This window comes from Achromobacter sp. SX5 (assembly GCF_056711425.1).
Map to the genome: position 1 here is coordinate 332,772 of NZ_CM160041.1, position 20,290 is coordinate 353,061.

Here is a 20,290-nt window from a genome sequence, read left to right on the forward strand (position 1 = left end):
TCCCGGTATCAGATGGCGGTGGTTTCGCCGACGGCGATCTGCTCGCGCATCGACTTGATGATGCCGGCGTAGTCCGGCTTGCCGAAGATGGCCGAACCGGCCACGAAGGTGTCCGCGCCGGCGCGGCGGATCTCGGCGATGTTGTCGATCTTGACGCCGCCGTCGACCTGCAGGGCGATTTCCTGGCCGCCGGCGCGGGTCCAGGCGTCGATGCGGGCGCGCGCCTCGCGCAGCTTGTCCAGCGCGGCCGGAATGAAGCTCTGGCCGCCGAAGCCGGGGTTGACCGACATGATCAGGACCAGGTCGATCTTGTCCATCACGTAGTCCAGGCAGGACAGCGGCGTGGCGGGGTTGAACACCAGGCCGGCCTTACAGCCGTTTTCGCGGATCAGCGTCAGCGTGCGGTCCACGTGGCGGCTGGCGTCGGGGTGGAAGCTGATGTAGTCGGCGCCGGCCTTGGCGAACATCGGCACCAGGTCGTCCACCGGTTCCACCATCAGGTGCACGTCGATCGGCACGGAAACATGGGGACGGATCGCCGCGCACACCATGGGGCCGATGGTCAGGTTGGGGACGTAGTGGTTGTCCATCACGTCCACGTGGATCCAGTCGGCGCCGGCGGCGACGACGTTGCGGACTTCCTCGCCCAGGCGGGCGAAGTCAGCCGACAGGATGCTGGGGGTGATGCGGGTTGAGGCCGAAAGGGTAGACATGATGTTCGGAGTCGGGGAGGGCATAATGTGCCATTATTGCAGTTTGAGGCGCGGTACCGGGAGTGGCCCGGTCCGGCGGGTCCGGCGGCCGCGCCTGCTACACAGGAAAGGACTGTGAAACCTTACGACCTGAGCGTCTCCGTCTCTCCACGCTTCGTGCCTGAACAGTCCGATCCCGGCGAACAGCAGTTCGTATTCGCCTATACCGTCCGCATCACCAACACGGGCGAACACCCCGCCCAGGTGATCAGCCGCCACTGGATCATCACCGACGGCAACCAGCGCGTGCAGGAAGTGCGCGGGCTGGGCATCGTGGGCCAGCAGCCGCTGCTGGCGCCCGGCGAAACCTTCGAATACACCAGCGGCTGTCCCCTGCCTACTCCGGTGGGCACGATGCGCGGCACCTATCACTGCGTCGGCGAGAACGGCATTCCGTTCGAAGTGCCGATCTCCGAATTCGTCCTGGCCATGCCGCGCACGCTGCACTGAATGGCCCGGTCCCCGTCGTACGTCCTGCCCTTGCTCATGAAGCGCATTTTCAGTTTGTCCGTGCTGTCGGTACTGCTGGCGGCCTGCTCCACGCCCTCCGACATTCCCCCCGATTCCGGCACGCTTCCCGGCGCGCGTCCGCCCGCGGCCGAAGGCCCCCTGGTGGTGCCGCCGCTGTCGGCGCTGCCCGATACGCCGCCGCGCGCGCTGGCGGGCAAGTTCAAGCCGGGCAACTGGTCGGAAATGCCCGGCTGGAGCAGCGACGACCTGTCGCGCGTGTGGCCGCTGTTCCTGCGCAACTGCCGCGGGCTGATGCGGCCCACTTCCGGCAACCTGGCCGCGCCGGCGCGCGCCACGCCGCGGGCCTGGCAGCCGGTCTGCGCGGCCGCCACCGACCCGGCGCGCGCGCCCGCCGCCGGCGACGGCGAGGCGGTGCGGCGCTTCTTCCAGACCTATCTGCAGCCGTGGCGCCTGAACGCGGCCGACGGCAAGCCGGCCACCAATACGGTCACCGGCTACTACGAGCCGCTGGTGCGCGGCTCGCGCCGCCAGGGCGGCAACTACCAGTGGCCGCTGTACGCCGTGCCCGCCGACCTGCTGACCATCGACCTGGGATCGGTCTATCCGGACCTGGCGGGCAAGCGCGTGCGCGGCAAGCTCGACGGCAAGCGCGTGGTGCCCTACGACACGCGCGCCGCCATCGAATCGACCGCCGGCCGCCGCCCGCCCGTGGTGGTGTGGGTGGACGATCCGGTGGACAACTTTTTCCTGCAGGTGCAGGGCTCGGGCCGGGTGCAGCTCACCGACGGCCCCGACGCCGGCAAGACCATACGCGTGGCCTATGCCGATCACAACGGCCAGCCCTACGTGTCCATCGGCCGCTGGCTGATCGACCGCGGCGAACTCGCGCCCGACCAGGCCTCGATGCAGAACATCCGCGCCTGGGCGCAGCGCAATCCCAAGCGCGTGCCGGAAATGCTGAACGCCAATCCGGCCGTCGTGTTCTTCCGCGAAGAGGCCGTGGTGGACCCCGAACTGGGTCCCAAGGGCGCCTACGCGATCCCGCTGGCGCCGATGCGCTCGGTGGCGGTGGACGCCAGCTTCGTGCCGCTGGGCACGCCGGTGTTCCTGTCGACCACCTATCCGGCGTCCGACCGGCCGCTGCAGCGCCTGGTGTTCGCCCAGGACACCGGCACCGCCATCCGCGGCGCGGCGCGCGCCGACTTCTACTGGGGCTACGGCGACGCGGCCGGGCAGCAGGCGGGGCGCATGAAGCAGCGCGGCCAGATGTGGGTGTTGTGGCCCAAGCAGGCCGGGGAGCCGACAGCAAGATGAGCCATCAGATCGTCGTTTGCGGAGCCGGCATCGTCGGCCTGTCCACCGCCCTGGCGCTGGCCCGCCGCGGCCAGCGCGTGGCCGTGCTGGCCCCGCGCGCCAGCGTGCCGGCGGCCGATCCCAACCACTACCATCCGCGCGTCTACGCCATTTCGCCGGCCAGCCAGCGTTTCCTGGCCGAGTTGGGCGTCTGGGACGCCATGCCCGCGGCCCGGCTCACGCCGGTGAGCGCGATGGAGATCCACGGCGACGCCGACGGGCAGGTGAACCTCAATGCCTGGCAGGCGGCGCTGCCGCAGCTGGCGTGGATCGTCGAATCCGGCGAAATCGAGCGCGTGCTGATCCAGGCCGTGCGCATGTTCGGCATTGCCTGGCTGGAAGACCGCTGCACCGGCTATCGCAACGGCGCCATCGAGACGGAAGGCGGCGCGCGCATCGAGGCCGAACTGTTCGTGGGCGCCGACGGCGCGGCCTCGCCGCTGCGCACGGCGGCCGGCCTGAAGCACGAGTCCCAGTCCTATCACGACACCGGCCTGGTGGTGCACCTGGACGCGCAGCGTCCGCACCAGGGCACGGCCGTCCAGTGGTTCCGCGACGATGGCGTGCTGGCGCTGCTGCCGCTGCCCGACACGGCCGACGGCCCGCAGGTCTCGATGGTCTGGTCCATGCGCAGCGAGCAGGCCCGCGACTTGCTGGCCTTGCCGCCGGCCGAACAGACGGCGCGCCTGGAGGCCTTGCTGGCGGACGCCGCCGAAGGCCGGCTGGGAACCCTGAAGGTGCGCAGCAGGCTGCATGGCTTTCCCCTGACCCTGGAGCGCGCGCAGATGGTGGCGCCGGGCATCGCGCTGGCGGGCGACGCCGCGCACCGGCTGCACCCGCTGGCCGGGCAGGGCCTGAACCTGGGCCTGGGCGACGTCGAGGCGCTGGTGCGCACGGTCGCCGGGCGCGAGCCCTACCGCACGGCCGGCGACCTGCGCGTGCTGCACCGCTATCAGCGGGCGCGGGCCGAGCCGGTGCTGGCCATGCGCCTGGCCACCGACGGCCTGCACAAGCTGTTCGCCTCGCGCGCCACGCCGCTGGTCTGGCTGCGCAACGCCGGCATGCACTGGGTCGAGCGCGCGCCGCTGGTCAAGCGCCGCCTGATCGCCGGGGCCTCGACCAACTAGGTTACGCTAGGCCCTAGGCCGAACGACACGATATACGAGTACAGGAGCACAGATGAATTTCCGCATTTCCGCCGTCCTGGCCGCCGCGCTGCTGGCGGTGTCGGCCGGCGTGTCGGCCCAGGACGCCAAGTCCGTGTCCACGCAGTCCGTCGGCCAGGCCGGCAAGGACGCCAAAAGCTACGCCACGCCCCAGGCGGCGCCGGCCGATCCCGCGGCGGACGCGGTCAAGGAACGTTTCAAGCAGCGTTTCTCCGGCATGGACGTCACGGCCGTGCGGCGCACGCCCTACGGTTTGTTCGAAGTGCAGCTGGGCATGGACATGATCTACACGGACGAGAAAGTCACCTGGGTCATGGAAGGTCCGCTGATCGACGCCATGACGCGCCGCGACGTCACCCGCGAATCGCTGGAGCGGCTGAGCGCCGTGAAGTTCGACGATCTGCCGCTGGAACTGGCCATCAAGCAGGTCAAGGGCGACGGCTCGCGCAAGGTGGCGATTTTCGAAGACCCCAACTGCGGCTATTGCAAGCAGCTGCGCAAGACGCTGGAAGACGTGGACAACCTGACCGTCTACACCTTCCTCTATCCCATCCTGTCGGCCGATTCCAAGGACAAGGTGCGCGACGTCTGGTGCGCCAAGGACCCGGGCGCGGCCTGGGACGACTGGATGCTGCGCGGACGCAAGCCGGCCGCCGCCAGCTGCGACGTGCCCGAGGCCGAACTGCTGGCCCTGGGCCAGCGCCTGATGGTGCGCGGCACGCCCACTTTGTTCTTCGCCGACGGCACGCGCACCAGCGGCGCGCTGCCCCTGGAGCAGCTCAAGGCCCGACTGAACTGACCGGCGCGCGCCGCCGGCCGGGAGGCTGGCGCCGCAAGCGCCACGCCACCCGGAGACCGCATTGAAAATCGCAATACTCGACGATTATCACGACGTAGCCCGGCGCTACGCCGACTGGACCTCGCTGGGCGGCGACGCCGAGGTGCAGATCTTCAACAACTACATTCCGCCCGAGCAGGTCGAGGCCACGCTCGAGAGCTTCGACGTCATCGTCGCCATGCGCGAGCGCACGCCGTTCCCGGCCGAGCGCATCCGCGCGCTGCCCGGGCTGCGCCTGCTGATCACCACCGGCATGCGCAACAACGCCATCGACATGCAGGCCTGCGCCGCGCAGGGCATCGTGGTGTGCGGCGCGCCCGGCAGCCCCGAGGCCGCCACCGCCACCGCGGAGCTGGCCTGGGCGCACATCCTCGGACTGTTCAAGCACCTGCCGGCCGAAGACGCGGCCATGCGCCGCGGCATGTGGCAGACGGCCATGCCCGAGCCGCTGGCCGGCAAGCGGCTGGGCGTGCTGGGCCTGGGCAAGCTGGGCACGGCGGTGGCCAAGGTGGGCCAGGCCTTCGGCATGGACGTGGTGGCCTGGAGCCCCAACCTCACCGACGAACGCGCCGCGGCCGCCGGCGTGGCGCGGGTGGACAAGCACGAACTGTTCGCCACGTCCGACGTGGTCAGCCTGCACCTGATTCTTTCCGGGCGCACCCGCCACGTGGTCGACGCCGCGGCGCTGGCCGCCATGAAACCCACCGCCTATCTCGTCAACACCTCGCGCGCCGGCCTGGTGGACCAGGAAGCGCTGATGGACGCGCTGGTGAAATTCCGCATCGCCGGCGCGGGGCTGGACGTCTATCCCGAAGAGCCGCTGTCGCCCACCGACACGGTGCGCGACCTCGACAACGTGATCCTCACGCCGCACCTGGGCTACGTCAGCCGCGAGAATTTCGAGGCGTTCTACCAGAACGCGCTGGAAGCCGTGAAAGCCTGGCAGGCGGGGCAACCGGTGCGGGTGCTGAATGCGTGAAACGTGCGGATGGTGGGGATACGTAGGATGGGTGTAGCGCGAGATTTCTTGGGCAAGAATTCAATTGTTCGTCGCGCGTAACCCATCGGCCGGCGGCAGCCGGCTGTTTGTCTCTTGCCACGAAAACCGGCGGCTGGCGCCGCCTGATGGGTTACGCGCGCTCGATATTTGAGTTCTTGCCCAAGAAATCTCGCGCTGCACCCATCCTACGTCCGAATCCCAAACCTCGACCCCCCCCGAATCACCCGGCGCCGCCCGGCCGCGAGAACGTCACCTTCTTCTCGACCATGCCCTGCGGCGCGGTATCGCCGCAGGCGTCGGCGCCGTCCGCTTCCGGGTCCACGGCGTCGAACGCGGTGTCGCCATTGGCGTCGGGCACGCCGGTGGGCTTGAGGCCCACGAAATCGAACAGGTCGCGGTCCATCAGGTGCGAGGGCACCACGCGCGACAGCGCGTTGAACACGTTCCACGAGCGGCCCGGATGCTGCCGGTCCCATTCCTGGATCATGCGGCCGACCTCCTTGCGCTTGAGGTTCTCCTGCGAGCCGCACAGATTGCACGGGATGATGGGGAACTGCTTGAGTTCCGCATAGGCGATCAGGTCGGTCTCGGGCACGTAGGCCAGCGGACGGATCACCGTGTGGCGGCCGTCGTCGGACACCAGCTTGGGCGGCATGCCCTTGGCCTTGCCGCCGTAGAACAGGTTCAGGAAGAAGGTGCCCAGGATGTCGTCGCGGTGGTGGCCCAGCGCGATCTTGGTCGCGCCCAGTTCCGAGGCCACGCGGTACAGGATGCCGCGGCGCAGCCGCGAACAGAGCGAGCACATGGTCTTGCCTTCTTCCAGCACGCGCGTGACGATGGAGTAGGTGTCCTGCGTCTCGATGTGGAAGGGCACGCCCAGTTCGGTCAGGTAGCGCGGCAGGATGTCGGCCGGAAAGCCCGGCTGCTTCTGGTCCAGGTTGACCGCGACCAGCTCGAACGGAAACGGCGCGCGCTTTTGCAACTGCATCAGGATGTCGAGCAGCGCGTAGGAGTCCTTGCCGCCGGACAGGCACACCATCACGCGGTCGCCGGCCTCGATCATGTTGTAGTCGGACAGGGCGCGCGTGGTTTCGCGGGCCAGCCGCTTGGTCAGCTTGTTGCCTTCGTGGCGGAGTTTCTTTTCTTCGGCCGCGGTGCGCAGGCCGGGGGAGGCGATATCGTTCATGGTCAGCGCGTGATCTGGATTTCCACGCCGACTGCGGCGCAGTCGGAGAACGCCATGGGCTTGCTGATGCGCAGGCGCAGCGCGCGGATTTCCTGGAAGTCGGCCAGCAGGCGGGCGGCCACCTGCTCGGACAGGGTTTCGATCAGGTTCACGTGGGCCTGGGTGCATTCCTCCACGATGGCCTCGCGCAGGCGGCGGTAGTCGAGCACGCTGTGGATGTCGTGGTCGTCGACCGCGCGCTGGATGTCCACGTCGAATTCGGCGTCGACATGCAGGGGCTGGGTGGCGCGGCGCTCGTGCTCGAGGATGCCGATGCGGGCGTCGAGCGCGAGCCCGGAAAGGATGATGCGGCGTGTGGGCATGATGAAAACCTGGATGGCGTAGCCGGGAATTGTAAGGCGGCGGCGGGAAGGGGGCAGCCCGCTGGCTACAATCCGGCCATGCGCGGGCGCGCCGCGGTCAACAAGGGGTGAAATGCAACAGATGCACGATACGGTGATTGTAGGCGGCGGCCCGGCCGGCGCCTCCTGCGCGCTGTGGCTGGCCAGGCTCGGCCTGTCCCCGTTACTGGTCGAGGCTGGCGTCCGCCTCGGCGGCCTGGGCAACGACAATCCGTTCCCCGACGACTGGATCGCCGTGCTGCCCGGCGTCACCGGCCAGCAGGTGGCCGCCAACATCGACGCCAGCGTGCGCGCCGCCGGCGTGCCGCTGCGCCTGCAGACCCGCGTCACTGCGGTGCGGCCGTGCAAGGGCGGCATCGAGGCCCGCCTGGCCGGCCCCGACGGCGCCGAAAGCCTGGCGCGGGCGCGCACCCTGGTCATCGCCTCGGGCGTGCGCGCCAAGGGCCTGCCGGACCACCCGCCCGGCGCGACCTGGCCGGGCGTGCTGATCGGGCCGGGTTCGCCCATCGTGGCGCAGGACTACACGGGCCTGTCGGTGGCGGTGCTGGGCGGGGGCGACAACGCTTTCGAGAATTTCGTCTACGTGCGCAACCGCGGCGCGCGCGCCGTGCACCTCTACGCCCGCAGCGTCCGCGCCCAGCAGCAATGGGTGACGCGCGCCGGCCGCGACGGCGTGCGCATCGGCCCGTACCGGGTCGATCCGGCCGCGCGCAGCGTTGACGGGCGCCGCTACGACCTGATCCTGGTGTTCTACGGCTGGGAGCCCCAGGCGGGTTTCGCCGACAGCCTGCAGCTGGCGCGCGACGCGCGCGGCTACATCCGCACCGATTTCGCCACCGCCGAGACCAGCGTGCCCGACATCTACGCCGTGGGCGAAGTGGCCAACCGCATGCATCCCTGCGTGGTCACGTCCCTGGCCGACGGCGTGGTCGCGGCCAAGGCCATCCAGCGGCGCTGGGAGCGCGCCTAGCCGGCGCGGTCAGGGCGCCGGCAGGAATTCCAGCACAGCGCGTTCGAACTCCTGCGGGAACTCGACGTTGGACAGGTGCACGGCCGGCAGCACCAGCAGCCTGGCGCCGGGGATCGCCGCGGCGATCCGTTCGCTGTGGCTGGCGGCCGTCACCGTATCGTGCTGGCCGGCGATGACCAGCGTGGGAGTCGGGATCAGCGCGATGGTGCGACGCAGGTCGTAGTCGCGCACCGCCGCGAACAGGCCGGCCAGCCCGTGCCTGTCGGTGGCCAGCAGCATGGCGCGGAATTTCTCCACGTTGGGCTCGCCGTCGCGCAGCATGGCGGGCGGAAACCAGTTGCGCAGAAAGCCTTCGGCGGTTTCCTTCATGTCGGGTGCCTGCAGCGTGGCGGCGATGCGCTCGTCCCACTGGGGTGCCGGCCCGAGATAGGCCGAGGTGTTGCTCAGCACCAGGCGGTCCAGGCGCTGCGGGGCATGCACGCCCAGCCATTGCCCGACGATGCCGCCCAGCGACAGGCCCAGGAAGTGGGCGCGCGCGATCCCCAGGCCGTCCATCAGCTCCAGCACGTCGCGGCCCAGGCGGTCCAGCGAATAGGGGCCGGCCGGCACGCTGGAGGCGCCGTGGCCGCGGAAGTCGTAGCGCAGCACGCGGAAACGGCGCGATAGCGCCGGGATCTGCGCGTCCCACATATGCAGCGTGGTGCCGATCGAGTTCGACAGGATAAGCGTCGGCTGGTCGGCGTCGCCGTCGTAGCGGTAGGCGATGCGGGCGCCGTCGCCCGTGGTGAAAAAGAATGCGTCTTGCATGATGGCCTCGCGGTGTTCGGGTGAGGCAAAGATTAGTTGCGCGGCCATCAAGAAGAAATTACAAAGTTTCCACAGACATTGTCGGAAAAACTGACATGAGCGAATTCACGCTGCACGACCTGCAATGCTTCGACGCCGTGGTGCGCGAAGGCGGCTTCCAGGCCGCAGCCGCGTCGCTGCACCGCTCGCATCCGGCGGTGTTCGCCGCCGTGGCGAAACTGGAACGGCAGCTCGGCCTTGCCCTGCTGGACCGCGGCGGCTACCGCGTCGCGCTGACCGACGCCGGCCGCTCTTTCCACGAACGCGCCCAATCGCTGCTGGTCGAGCTTGCCGGCCTGCGCGCGCACGCCGAACAGCTGGCCGTGGGCGAGGAAACCGAGTTGCGCGTGGTGATCGGAGATTTCTGCCCGCGCCCATACGTGCTGGGGCTGCTGAGCCGGTTCTTCGCGGGCTGCCCCGCCACGCGGCTGGATCTGCACTTCGAGGCCGTGGCCGGCCCGATGGAACGCCTGGAGGACGGCGAGGCCGATCTCATCCTGCACCGCGTGGACAAGAGCGACGCCCGCATCGAATGGGTCGACCTGGCCAAGGTGGCTTTCGTGCCGGTGGCGGCGCCCGGCCTGCTGCGCGAACCCGCGCCGCGCACCCTCGGCCCGGCGCAGATGCGCGAGTACACGCAGTGCGTCATGCGCGATACCGCCAGGCATACGCCGCCGCGCGACTACTTCACCATCGCCGGCGCGCGCCGCTGCACGGTCGCGGACCAGCTCATGAAGAAAGAGATCATCCTGCAGGGCATGGGCTGGGGCCATCTGCCGCGCTTCCTGGTCGAAGAGGAATTGCGCGACGGCCGGCTGCTGTCCATCGCCAATCCGCATCTGCCGGGCAGCGTCGAGGAACTGGTGGCGGCGCGGCGCGCCGACCGGGCGCAGGGGCCGGTCTCGAACCGCCTGTGGCGCTATCTGCAGCAGGCCGCGCCGGCCCTGCGACGCGCGCTGCGCGGCGGGCCGCAGGCGTCCGGCCGCCAGGCCGTCAAGTCAGCACGCACTCCGAGGCGTCCGGCGCGGCCAGCCTGACGCGGAACGACCGCAGTTCGTCGCGGCGGAACACGTGCACCGTGACCCGCTCGCCCGGCCGGTACTGCGCCAGCAGCAGGTCCAGCCCGGCCGGCGCGTCCACGCGCAGCCCGTCGATGGCCACCAGCACGTCGCCGGCCGACAGGCCGCCCTTGTGCGCGGCGCCGCCTTCCAGCACCGTGGCCAGCGCCAGCGAGTCGCCCTGCTTGCGGGTGCGCGCGTCCAGCGACGGGATGTTGGCCGCCGCCTTCCATTGCAGCGTCACGCCCTGCGGCGCCAGCAGCTCGGCCAGCGGCACGTCGGCCGTGCCGTAGGCATGGCGCGCGATGAAGCGGCGCGCGTCGACGCCGGTGGCTTCTTCGATGAGCGCGGGCAGGCCGTCTTCGGGCAGGCCCTGAGGCTTGCCGCGGTAGAAGTCGCGGCCATAGCGCTCCCATAGCAGGCGCATGACGTCGTCCAGCGAATGCGCGCCGGCGCTCTGGTTGCGGATCAGCAGGTCCAGCCCCAGCGCCACCAGCGCGCCCTTGGTGTAGTAGCTGACCAGCGCGTTGGGCGAGTTCTCGTCCTGCTTGTAATAGCGGGTCCAGGCGTCGAAGGAGCTTTCCGCCACCGACTGCTTGCCGCGGCCCGGCGTGCGCGCCACGCTGGAGATGGTCTTGGCCAGCAGCCGCAGGTAGTCGGGCCGGGTGATGGCGCCCGAGCGCAGCAGCAGCAGGTCGTCGTAGTAGGAAGTGAAGCCTTCGAACACCCACAGCAGGCGGGTCAGATCGGGCTGCGACAGGTCGTAGGGCGCGAAGGCCTGCGGCTTGATGCGCTTGACGTTCCAGGTATGGAAGTACTCGTGGCTGACCAGGCCCAGGAAGCCGCGGTAGCCTTCGCCCTGGCCCTGCTGGCCCAGCACCGGCAGGTCCTTGCGCGAGGTCATCAGCGCGGTGCTGGCGCGGTGTTCCAGGCCGCCGTAGCCGTCGCCGGTGACCATGGTCATGAAGACGTAGCGCTCGGCGCTGTCCAGGAACGGCGCGCGGCGGGTGCGGGGTTCGAAGAACGCGATCTGGGTTTCGCAGATCTTGCGCACGTCCGCGACGATGCGGTCCAGGTCCAGGTTGGGGGCGACGCCGGTGAACACCAGTTCGTGCTCGGCGCCGTGCGCGGTGAAGCTGGCGACCTGCGGCGTGCCCATTTCCACCGGATGGTCGATCAGCGCGTCGTAGTCCGGCGCCAGGTACAGGCCGAAGCCGTGGCGGCGGGCCGCGCCGCGGTGGCCGCGGGCCTCGGGCAGGCTGGTGTAGACCTTCCAGCCTTCGATGCCGCGCGGCGGCGCCAGGTCGACCAGGCAGGGCAGGTGCTCGTGTCCGTGGACGCGCAGGAACACGCTGGTGCCGTTGAAGAAACCGTGGGTTTCGTCCAGGTGCGCGCCGCGCACCGACAGGTCCCAGGCGTAGACCACGTACTCCACGCGCAGCGGGCCGTCGCAGGCCGCGGCCCGCCAGGTGTGGTTGTCCGTTTTCTCGACCGGCACCCGGCGCGCGCCGGCATAGGCCGCCAGCGATTCGATCTGGCGCGAGAAATCGCGGATCAGGTAGCTGCCCGGAATCCAGGCCGGCAGCGACAGGCGCTGGCCGTCCGGAGAGGGCGCGGGGATGGTTAGGGTTATCCGGTAGCGGTGTCCGGCGGGGTCGAAGGGCGCGAGGCGGTAAAGTAGCGGCGGAGCTTGGTCTTTTTCCATAGCCGCATCTTATTTCATAGCCTTACTTTCACACCATATCGGAGACATGTGATGAGCGAGTCGTTTGTACTGGTCGAAACCCGGGGCCGCGTCGGCCTGCTGACGCTTAACCGTCCCAAGGCGCTGAACGCGCTGAACGATCAACTGATGGACGAGCTCGGCGCCGCGCTGCTGGCCTTCGAGGCCGATCCCGGCATCGGCGCGGTGGTCATCACCGGCAGCGAAAAGGCCTTCGCCGCGGGCGCGGACATCGGCGCGATGAAAAGCTGGTCGTACATGGACGTCTACGGCAGCGAATACATCACCCGCAACTGGGAGACGCTCAAGCGCATCCGCAAGCCGGTGATCGCCGCGGTGGCCGGCTACGCCCTGGGCGGCGGCTGCGAACTGGCCATGATGTGCGACATCATCATCGCCGCCGACAGCGCCAAGTTCGGCCAGCCCGAAATCAAGCTGGGCGTGATCCCCGGCGCGGGCGGCACCCAGCGCCTGCCGCGCGCGGTGGGCAAGGCCAAGGCCATGGACCTGGCGCTGACCGCCCGCATGATGGGCGCCGAGGAAGCCGAGCGCGCCGGCCTGGTCTCGCGCGTGGTGCCGGCCGACAAGCTCATGGAAGAAGCCATGGACGCGGCCACCGTCATTGCCTCCATGTCGCTGCCGTCGGTGATGATGGCCAAGGAGTGCGTCAACCGCGCCTTCGAAGGCTCGCTCAACGAAGGGCTGCTGTTCGAGCGCCGCGTGTTCCATTCGCTGTTCTCGACCGAAGACCAGAAGGAAGGCATGGCCGCTTTCACCGAAAAGCGCAAGCCGGAATTCAAGCACCGTTAAGCCCCGTTACGCGCCGCGCCCCGCGGCGCGCACGAACGGCACGCAAAAACGCGCCCCTCCCGGGCGCGTTTTTGCATTTTGAACCACGCGTTTTCCGAGCGTTGCGCCTTGAAACGCTTGGTCAGCACCTGGGCCCCGGGTTCGGTCATATCCTGGATGGGCGTCATCTCGAGGTGCCGCGCCAGGGAGGCTGGACCGAACTGGCTCCCTGTCACGCGCGGCGGCTCGCCTTCAAACGAACAACACCAAGAAGGAGCCTTGCATGCGTACATTTATCGCTACCCGCCGGTGGTCCGCCGCAATTCTCGCCGGCGCGCTCAGCGCCGGCCTCGCCACCGCCGTCCAGGCTCAGGCGCCGCGCTCCACGCTGCGGCTGGTCTCCGAAACCCCGCAGGCCGCGCCCGCGCCGCAGATGAGCGAGCAGGAGCTGCGCGACACCGCCATCGACGCCTACGTCTACGCCTATCCCATGGTGCTGATGGAGCTGGCGCGCCGCCAGGCCACGGCGGTGCAGAGCCCGCTGGACGGCAAGGCGCCGATGAACCAGTTCGGCCACAAGGCCTCGTATCCCGACCCGCGCGCCGGGGACACGCCGTGGCCCAGCGCCGACGCGCTGTACTCCAGCCTGTGGTTCGACGTGTCGCGGGCGCCGCTGGTGGTGAACCTGCCGGCCACGGGCGAACGCTATTCGGTGCTGTCGGCGCTGGACATGTGGAGCGACGTGTTCGCCTCGCGCGGCTCGCGCACCAACGGCCGCGGCGCGCAATCGTTCGTCATCGTCGGCCCCGACTGGCAGGGCGCGACGCCGGCCGGCATGGACGTGATCCGCAGCCCGACGGCCACCGGCTGGCTGATCGGCTGGACCCAGGCGGCCGGCCCGCAGGACTACGCGGCGGTCAACCAGATCCAGGCCGGCATGACCGCCAATCCGCTGGCCGTGCCCATGACGCGCACTACCCGCGCGCGCGGCGACGGCAGCGTGTATCCGCAGACCGGTCCCGGCGTGGGCGCCGCGCCCATCGGCAGCGGGCTGCGCGCGCCCATGCCGGCGCTGCCGGCCGGCACGCCGGCCGAGCAGGCCGCGAGCATGGACGCCGCCGCCTTCTTCGGCCTGTTCTTCGACCTGCTGCGCAACAACCCGCCGCATGCCAACGACACGCCGATGCTGGACCGCATGCGCCGCATCGGGCTGGACAGCCGGCGGCCGTTCTCCTACGGCAGCCTGAGCCCGGCCGTGCAGCAGGCGCTGGCCGACGCCCAGCCGCTGGCGGGGCGCCGCATCGCCGACAACGTGTCGCGCCTGGCCACGCCGCTCAATGGCTGGAACACCGTGCTGTCGGGCATCGGCACCTACGGCACGGACTACACGCGCCGCGCCGCCATCGCCTACGCCGGCCTGGGCGCGCCCACGCCGGAAGACGTGCTGTATCCGGTGACGATGGTCGACTCCAAGGGCCGGCCGCTGAACTCCGACGAGGACTACGTGCTGCATTTCGACAAGGGGCAGCTGCCGCCGGCCAACGCGTACTGGTCGCTGCACGTCTACGACGACAAGCACGGCTTTGCCGACAACCCCGCCAACCGCTACGTGCTGCGCAGCACCGACGCCCTGAAGTACAACGCCGACGGCTCGCTGGACATCTACATCCAGCAGCGCGACCCCGGCGAGCGCAAGCGCTCCAACTGGCTCGCCAGCCCCGCGGCCGACGCGCCGTTCCTCCTCAGCATGCGCCTGTACTGGCCGCAGGACACCGCGCTGGACGGCCAGTGGGCGCCGCCGCCGGTCAAGGAGGATTGAGCCCGTCCGCGCAGGGCCGCGAACAGCGCCCGGCGTCTCCTCTGGGGGCGCCGGGCGCCCGCTTTTCACGGCGGCGCCGACCGTTGTTTACACCTTACAAACGGCCGAAAGTTCATTTGCTCGGGTAAAAAGAATCAAGCTATACTCTGCGAGTTTGACGCTTGCGGGGTAAGAACACTTGGCGGCTGGTTGAGAGGGTATTGGGCGTAAATACGCGTCGATATCCAAAAGCCGAATGCGCCGGTTCTGGCAAGAGCAAGATTGAGAGCAGGAAGGCTTACGGAGCAAGAAGGCTTACGGGGCTTTGCGGCTTACGCGGGGAAGTTTGATGCAACAGAACTCCATGCAGCAAAATATGCGGCAGGGTCCGGTTGGGAGCCACGGTATGGAAGTGTTGGACCAGGGCGCCACGGAAAAAGTTCTGGTACTTAGCGACGCGGACCGCGCGGCGCTGAATGCTCAAGCGAGCCGTGGGCTCTTGTTGGCACTGGCTGCGCAGGGCGCCATGGGGCTCGCAGCGGCGGTAATTGCGGGGGTTGTCGGAGGGGCGGCGGCAGGTTGGTCGGCGCTGGCGGGGGCGGGAGCGTATTTCATACCCAATGCGTTGTTCGCATTGCGCCTGGCGGTCAGCGTTCGGGCCGGTAAAGCCAGTCCCTTTACCTTTCTCTCTGGTGAGTTGATCAAGCTGTTCGCAACGGCGCTGCTGTTGTGGCTGCTTTCGCGTGTGGCGCAGGACAGCCTCGTATGGCCTGCCGCGCTGCTCGGTTTGATACTCACATTGAAGGGTTATCTCCTGCTTATGATGTTCCGCAAGTTGTCTTAGCGCCGAGCAGGTTTGCGGCAAACGAAATCGTGGAATCGTCCGGTTCGCAAGGGCCGGGCATACAGCAAATAGGGTAGGATTCAAATGGCTGCTGCCAGCGACGTGTCGCCTCAGTCTGCGTATATTCAGCACCACCTGGTGCATCTGAACAATACGGGCGAGAAACAGAGCGCTATCGCTCAGTTCGACATCATCAATTACGACTCGTTGTTCTGGTCCGGCCTGATGGGTCTGATCGTCGTCTTCTTCCTGTGGCGCGCCGCGCGCCGCGCCACCAGCGGCGTGCCGGGCCGTTTCCAGGCTTTCGTGGAAATGATCGTCGACATGGTCGACGACCAGGCCAAGGGCATCGTCCACAATGCCAAGAGCCGCCTGTTCATCGCCCCGCTGGCCCTGACCGTGTTCCTCTGGATCGTCCTGATGAACGCGCTGGACCTGCTGCCGGTCGACCTGCTGCCCTCGATCTGGCGCCTGACCGGCCTGGGCGCCGAGCACGGCGACCCGCTCTACTACCACCGCATTCTGCCGACCGCCGACCTGAACGTGCCGATGGGCATGTCGCTGGGCGTGCTGCTGCTGATGTTCTATTACGGCATCAAGATCAAGCACCCGGGCGGCTTCGTCAAGGAACTGTTCACCGCGCCGTTCCACGCGCACGGCATCGGCGCGCTGCTGCTGGCTCCGTTCAACCTGCTGCTGAACCTGATCGAATACGCCGCCAAGTCCGTGTCGCTGGGCATGCGGTTGTTCGGCAACATGTTCGCCGGCGAACTGATTTTCATGCTGATCGCCCTCCTGGGCGGCGCCTGGACCGGCTTCAACGGCGCCAGCATCGGCCTGGGCCTGGGCCATATCCTGGCCGGCTCGATCTGGGCGATCTTCCACATCCTGATCGTCCTGCTGCAGGCCTTCATCTTCATGATGCTGACGCTGGTTTACCTCGGCCAGGCTCACGAAGGCCACTGATCCCCCGGATTTCCCGCGCTGGCCATCCGGCCAGCGTGGGATAGCAAGATTTTCTTGCATTGAGCTGTACCCCTTATTTTTCAATTTTTTGACTTCAGATTTCTAACCAAGGAGTTGTCATGACCAACGTCGCTTTCGTTGCCCTCGCTTGCGGTCTTATCATCGGTCTGGGCGCTATCGGCGCTTGCATCGGCATCGCACTGATGGGCGGCAAGTATCTGGAAGCCTCGGCTCGTCAGCCTGAGCTGATGAACGCTCTGCAAACGAAGATGTTCCTGCTGGCTGGCCTGATCGACGCGGCATTCCTGATCGGCGTGGGTATCGCCATGCTGTTCGCCTTCGCCAATCCGTTCGTCGGCTAAGGCACCGCCCGCCGGCGAAAAGGCGGGTCATGACGCTGGCGGCGGTGCAGGACTACCGCGCATCGCCGCCCAGCAAAGTATCGAGTGCTCCGTAAGCCCCGTCCCGGGCGCAGCCGGAGCCGAAAGGTGTTAAAGGAACGACCGTGAATCTGAACGCGACGATCATTTTCCAGATGCTCGTGTTCTTCGTTCTGGGCTGGTTCACGATGAAATTCGTGTGGCCTCCTCTGACGAAGGCGATGGACGAGCGCCGCCAAAAAATCGCCGACGGCCTGGCCGCCGCCGAGAAGGGCAAGGCCGATCTGGCCCAGGCCCAGGCGCGCGTCAGTCTGATCGAGGCTTCTGCCAAGTCCGAAAACCACGCCCGCATCATCGAGGCCGAGAAGCAAGCCGCCTCCCTGATCGAGCAGGCCCGCCGCGAAGCGGAAGCCGAACGCGCCCGTATCGTGGCCCAGGCTGCCCAGGACGCCGCGCAGGAAGTCCAGCGCGCCCGCGACCTGCTGCGCGACGACGTCGCAGCGCTGGCCGTGAAGGGTGCTGAACAGATCCTCAAGCGCGAGGTTGACGCCCGCGCGCACGCCGAGCTGCTCAACCAGCTTCGCGCGCAGCTTTAATCCGGGACCGCCATGGCTGAACTTTCCACTGTTGCCCGGCCCTACGCCGAGGCGCTCTTCAGCGCGGCGTGCGACGACAAGGCCGGCTTGCCGGCCTGGTCCGACCTGGTCGGTGAAATGTCGCAGGTTGCCTCCAACCCCGACGTGCGCGAGGCCATGGCCGATCCGCGTCTGGGCGACAAGCAGCGCGTCGAGCTGTTCACCGGCCTGATCAAGGCCGAACTGCCGCAAGCCGCCCGCAATTTCATCGCGCTGCTGGTCGAGAACGACCGGCTGTTGCTGCTGCCCGACATCGCCACGCAATTCGCGGCGCTGCGGAATCGTCACGACGGCACGGCGCAGGCGGAAATCACCAGCGCGTTCGAGCTGAGCGACGCCCAGGTCCAAGAACTGGTGGCCGCGCTCGAACAAAAATTTGGCCTCAAGCTCAAGCCCAGCGTCACTGTCGACCCGTCGTTGATTGGCGGCGTGCGCGTGGCCGTCGGGGACCAGGTGCTCGATACTTCCGTACAAGCCCAATTGGCCCGCATGCGCGACCAGCTCGCCGCTTAAGGCAACTAACAGGATTCCAGGAGTCAATATGCAACTCAATCCCTCCGAGATCAGCGAACTGCTCAAGAGCCGCATCGAGGGCCTGGGCGCTTCGACTGATGTTCGTACCCAAGGTACCGTCGTCTCCGTGACCGACGGTATTACCCGCATCCACGGCCTGTCCGACGTGATGCAGGGCGAAATGCTCGAGTTCCCCAACAACGTTTTCGGTCTGGCACTGAACCTCGAGCGCGACTCCGTCGGCGCCGTGATTCTGGGCGACTACACCGGCGTGTCCGAAGGCGACCAGGTCAAGACGACCGGCCGCATTCTGGAAGTGCCCGTCGGCCCCGAGCTGCGCGGCCGCGTGGTCAACACGCTGGGTCTGCCGATCGACGGCAAGGGCCCGATCAACGCCAAAGAAACCGACATCATCGAGAAAGTGGCCCCCGGCGTTATCGCCCGCCGCTCGGTGTCGCAGCCGCTGCAGACCGGCACCAAGGCTATCGACGCCATGGTGCCGATCGGCCGCGGCCAGCGCGAGCTGATCATCGGCGACCGCCAGACCGGCAAGACCGCCGTCGCCGTCGACACCATCATCAGCCAGAAGGGCAAGAACGTCACCTGCGTGTACGTCGCCATCGGCCAGAAGGCGTCGACCATCAACAACGTGGTGCGCAAGCTCGAAGAGCACGGCGCCATGGAATACACCATCGTCGTGGCCGCCTCGGCTTCCGACTCGGCCGCCATGCAGTACCTGGCCGCCTACGCCGGCTGCACGATGGGCGAATACTTCCGCGACCGCGGCGAAGACGCCCTGGTGATCTATGACGACCTGACCAAGCAGGCCTGGGCCTACCGCCAGGTGTCGCTGCTGCTGCGCCGTCCGCCGGGCCGCGAAGCCTACCCGGGCGACGTGTTCTACCTGCACTCGCGCCTGCTGGAGCGCGCCGCTCGCGTCAACGAAGAGTACGTCGAGAAGTTCACCAACGGCGCCGTCAAGGGCAAGACCGGCTCGCTGACCGCGCTGCCGATCATCGAAACGCAGGCCGGCGACGTGTCCGCCTTCGTTCCGACCAACGTGATCTCGATCACCGACGGCCAGATCTTCCTGGAAACCGACCTGTTCAACGCCGGTATCCGCCCCGCCATCAACGCCGGTATCTCGGTGTCGCGCGTCGGCGGCGCCGCCCAGACCAAGGTCATCAAGAAGCTGTCCGGCGGTATCCGTACCGACCTGGCGCAGTACCGTGAACTGGCCGCCTTCGCGCAGTTCGCCTCCGACCTGGACGACGCCACCCGTCGCCAGCTCGAGCGCGGCAAGCGCGTGGTCGAACTGCTCAAGCAGCCGCAATACCAGCCGCTGCAGGTGTGGGAACTGGCCGTGTCGCTGTACACCGTGAACAACGGCTACCTCGACGACGTGGACGTGGCCCAGGTGCTGTCCTTCGAGAAGTCCTTCAAGGACCACCTCAAGGCCAAGCATGCCGCCCTGATCCAGCGCATCGAAGACACCAAGGAACTGTCCAAGGACGACGACGCCGAACTGGCCGCCGCGCTCCAGGATTTCAAGAAGCACGGTGCTTTTTAAGGCAAGGTCTGGCGTAGTCGATGGGCGCGAGCCCATCCTACGGTAGGGCGGGAGCGGCGTGAAGCCGAGCCCGCCAGCCGTCTCAACAGGAAAGCGCAATGCCCGGAATCAAGGAAATCCGAACCAAGATCAAGAGCGTGCAGAACACGCGCAAGATCACCAAGGCGATGGAAATGGTCGCCGCATCCAAGATGCGCAAGGCGCAGGAGCGGATGCGCGCGGGCCGTCCGTACGCCACCAAGGTGCGCGAGATCGCCGCGCATCTGATGCAGGCCAACCCGGAATACAACCACCCCTACCTTCAGGAACGTGAAGTCAAGTCGGTGGGCGTGGTGCTGGTCACGACCGACAAGGGCCTGTGCGGCGGCCTGAACACCAACATCAGCCGTCTGACGCTGTCGCGCCTCAAGGAATTCGAGGCCAAGGGCATCAAGGCGCAGGCGACCGCATTCGGCAACAAGGGCCTCGGCCTGTTGACCCGTATCGGCGCCAAGCTGGTGTCGCAGGAAGTGCAGCTCGGCGACAAGCCCGACCTGGACCGCCTGCTGGGCGCCATCAAGGTCCAGCTGGACGACTACCTCGAAGGCCGCATCGACGCGCTCTACGTGGCGACCACGCGCTTCATCAACACGATGAAGCAGGAGCCGGTGTTCCTGCGCCTGCTGCCGCTGGCCTCCGGTTTGGACGACCCGTTCCAGTCGGGCGCGCAATCTCTGGAACCGACGGCCGAGATCAAGTCCGACTACAGCTGGGACTACATCTACGAACCGGACGCCAAGAGCGTGATCGACGATCTGCTGCAGCGCTACGTCGAAGGCCTTCTGTACCAGGCCGTGGCCGAGAACATGGCCTCGGAACAGTCCGCTCGTATGGTCGCCATGAAGGCGGCGTCGGACAACGCGAAGAAGGTCATCGGCGACCTGCAGCTGGTCTACAACAAGACCCGCCAGGCCGCGATCACCAAGGAAATTTCGGAAATCGTAGGGGGCGCTGCCGCGGTGTAAGCCGGGCAGTATCCCGTCAAAATATCA

21 protein-coding genes are annotated in these 20,290 nt (G+C 67.8%); 16 read left to right on the top strand and 5 right to left on the bottom strand.

Translation table 11 applies throughout. The features are described 5' to 3' along the window. Positions 1-8: 8 nt before the first annotated feature. The gene (gene rpe, locus AC1M14_RS01575) at positions 9-737 is read right to left on the bottom strand and encodes a ribulose-phosphate 3-epimerase (RefSeq protein WP_479730833.1); all 729 of its coding nucleotides are present in this window, start codon (positions 735-737) and stop codon (positions 9-11) included. A 90-nt stretch (positions 738-827) separates the two neighbouring features. Between rpe and apaG the strand changes: the two genes are divergently transcribed. The 5 genes from apaG to AC1M14_RS01600 all read left to right on the top strand — a co-directional run bounded on the left by apaG (position 828) and on the right by AC1M14_RS01600 (position 5,559). Further along, positions 828-1,202: a Co2+/Mg2+ efflux protein ApaG gene (gene apaG / locus AC1M14_RS01580; protein ID WP_039882644.1), complete on the top strand. Its 375-nt coding sequence runs from the start codon at positions 828-830 to the stop codon at positions 1,200-1,202. 36 nt (positions 1,203-1,238) lie between these two features. Continuing rightward, on the top strand, positions 1,239-2,537 hold the full coding sequence (gene mltA, locus AC1M14_RS01585; protein ID WP_479730834.1) for a murein transglycosylase A: 1,299 nt from the start codon (positions 1,239-1,241) through the stop codon (positions 2,535-2,537). Then, entirely contained in the window at positions 2,534-3,703 is a 1,170-nt protein-coding gene (locus AC1M14_RS01590; protein WP_479730835.1) for a UbiH/UbiF family hydroxylase, read from the top strand. The genes mltA and AC1M14_RS01590 overlap by 4 nt, the downstream gene beginning before the upstream one ends. A 52-nt stretch (positions 3,704-3,755) precedes the next feature. Continuing rightward, a complete protein-coding gene (locus AC1M14_RS01595; protein WP_209164730.1) occupies positions 3,756-4,541 on the top strand; it encodes a DsbC family protein in 786 nt (261 codons plus the stop codon). Between the two features lie 61 nt (positions 4,542-4,602). Then, positions 4,603-5,559, top strand: coding sequence for a D-2-hydroxyacid dehydrogenase family protein (locus AC1M14_RS01600; RefSeq protein WP_479730836.1), 957 nt, complete (start codon positions 4,603-4,605; stop codon positions 5,557-5,559). Between the two features lie 241 nt (positions 5,560-5,800). On the opposite strand, the gene ttcA is transcribed toward AC1M14_RS01600, so the two are convergent. Then, positions 5,801-6,766: a tRNA 2-thiocytidine(32) synthetase TtcA gene (gene ttcA, locus AC1M14_RS01605; protein ID WP_111826110.1), complete on the bottom strand. Its 966-nt coding sequence runs from the start codon at positions 6,764-6,766 to the stop codon at positions 5,801-5,803. Between the two features lie 2 nt (positions 6,767-6,768). Further along, positions 6,769-7,128, bottom strand: a complete 360-nt coding sequence (gene folB, locus AC1M14_RS01610; protein WP_102773193.1) for a dihydroneopterin aldolase — start codon at positions 7,126-7,128, stop codon at positions 6,769-6,771. Between the two features lie 112 nt (positions 7,129-7,240). Between folB and AC1M14_RS01615 the strand changes: the two genes are divergently transcribed. Beyond that, entirely contained in the window at positions 7,241-8,137 is an 897-nt protein-coding gene (locus AC1M14_RS01615) for an NAD(P)/FAD-dependent oxidoreductase (RefSeq protein WP_479730837.1), read from the top strand. Between the two features lie 9 nt (positions 8,138-8,146). On the opposite strand, the gene pcaD is transcribed toward AC1M14_RS01615, so the two are convergent. Next, entirely contained in the window at positions 8,147-8,944 is a 798-nt protein-coding gene (gene pcaD, locus AC1M14_RS01620) for a 3-oxoadipate enol-lactonase (protein ID WP_102773523.1), read from the bottom strand. 95 nt (positions 8,945-9,039) lie between these two features. Between pcaD and AC1M14_RS01625 the strand changes: the two genes are divergently transcribed. Further along, the gene (locus tag AC1M14_RS01625) at positions 9,040-10,020 is read left to right on the top strand and encodes a LysR family transcriptional regulator (protein WP_102773195.1); all 981 of its coding nucleotides are present in this window, start codon (positions 9,040-9,042) and stop codon (positions 10,018-10,020) included. Here the strand turns inward: AC1M14_RS01625 and AC1M14_RS01630 are convergent. Then, the gene (locus tag AC1M14_RS01630; RefSeq protein ID WP_111826096.1) at positions 9,977-11,746 is read right to left on the bottom strand and encodes a M61 family metallopeptidase; all 1,770 of its coding nucleotides are present in this window, start codon (positions 11,744-11,746) and stop codon (positions 9,977-9,979) included. The two genes, AC1M14_RS01625 and AC1M14_RS01630, sit on opposite strands and share 44 nt — an antisense overlap. Before the next feature lie 51 nt (positions 11,747-11,797). Between AC1M14_RS01630 and AC1M14_RS01635 the strand changes: the two genes are divergently transcribed. The 9 genes from AC1M14_RS01635 (at position 11,798) to atpG (ending at position 20,263) form a co-directional block, all read left to right on the top strand. Beyond that, complete coding sequence (locus AC1M14_RS01635; RefSeq protein WP_102773197.1) at positions 11,798-12,574, top strand: enoyl-CoA hydratase; 777 nt, start codon at positions 11,798-11,800, stop codon at positions 12,572-12,574. Positions 12,575-12,836: 262 nt separating this feature from the next. After that, positions 12,837-14,372, top strand: a complete 1,536-nt coding sequence (locus tag AC1M14_RS01640) for a DUF1254 domain-containing protein (protein WP_102773198.1) — start codon at positions 12,837-12,839, stop codon at positions 14,370-14,372. Between the two features lie 385 nt (positions 14,373-14,757). Next, entirely contained in the window at positions 14,758-15,195 is a 438-nt protein-coding gene (locus AC1M14_RS01645) for an ATP synthase subunit I (RefSeq protein ID WP_102773199.1), read from the top strand. A gap of 84 nt (positions 15,196-15,279) precedes the next feature. Beyond that, on the top strand, positions 15,280-16,161 hold the full coding sequence (gene atpB, locus AC1M14_RS01650; protein ID WP_102773200.1) for a F0F1 ATP synthase subunit A: 882 nt from the start codon (positions 15,280-15,282) through the stop codon (positions 16,159-16,161). Between the two features lie 119 nt (positions 16,162-16,280). Then, a complete protein-coding gene (gene atpE, locus AC1M14_RS01655; RefSeq protein ID WP_003815363.1) occupies positions 16,281-16,523 on the top strand; it encodes a F0F1 ATP synthase subunit C in 243 nt (80 codons plus the stop codon). Between the two features lie 143 nt (positions 16,524-16,666). Next, complete coding sequence (locus AC1M14_RS01660) at positions 16,667-17,137, top strand: F0F1 ATP synthase subunit B (RefSeq protein ID WP_013391129.1); 471 nt, start codon at positions 16,667-16,669, stop codon at positions 17,135-17,137. A gap of 12 nt (positions 17,138-17,149) precedes the next feature. Then, the gene (locus AC1M14_RS01665) at positions 17,150-17,689 is read left to right on the top strand and encodes a F0F1 ATP synthase subunit delta (RefSeq protein ID WP_102773201.1); all 540 of its coding nucleotides are present in this window, start codon (positions 17,150-17,152) and stop codon (positions 17,687-17,689) included. A gap of 28 nt (positions 17,690-17,717) precedes the next feature. Further along, complete coding sequence (gene atpA, locus AC1M14_RS01670) at positions 17,718-19,259, top strand: F0F1 ATP synthase subunit alpha (RefSeq protein WP_102773202.1); 1,542 nt, start codon at positions 17,718-17,720, stop codon at positions 19,257-19,259. 98 nt (positions 19,260-19,357) lie between these two features. After that, positions 19,358-20,263, top strand: coding sequence for a F0F1 ATP synthase subunit gamma (gene atpG / locus AC1M14_RS01675; protein ID WP_102773203.1), 906 nt, complete (start codon positions 19,358-19,360; stop codon positions 20,261-20,263). Positions 20,264-20,290: the final 27 nt, after the last annotated feature.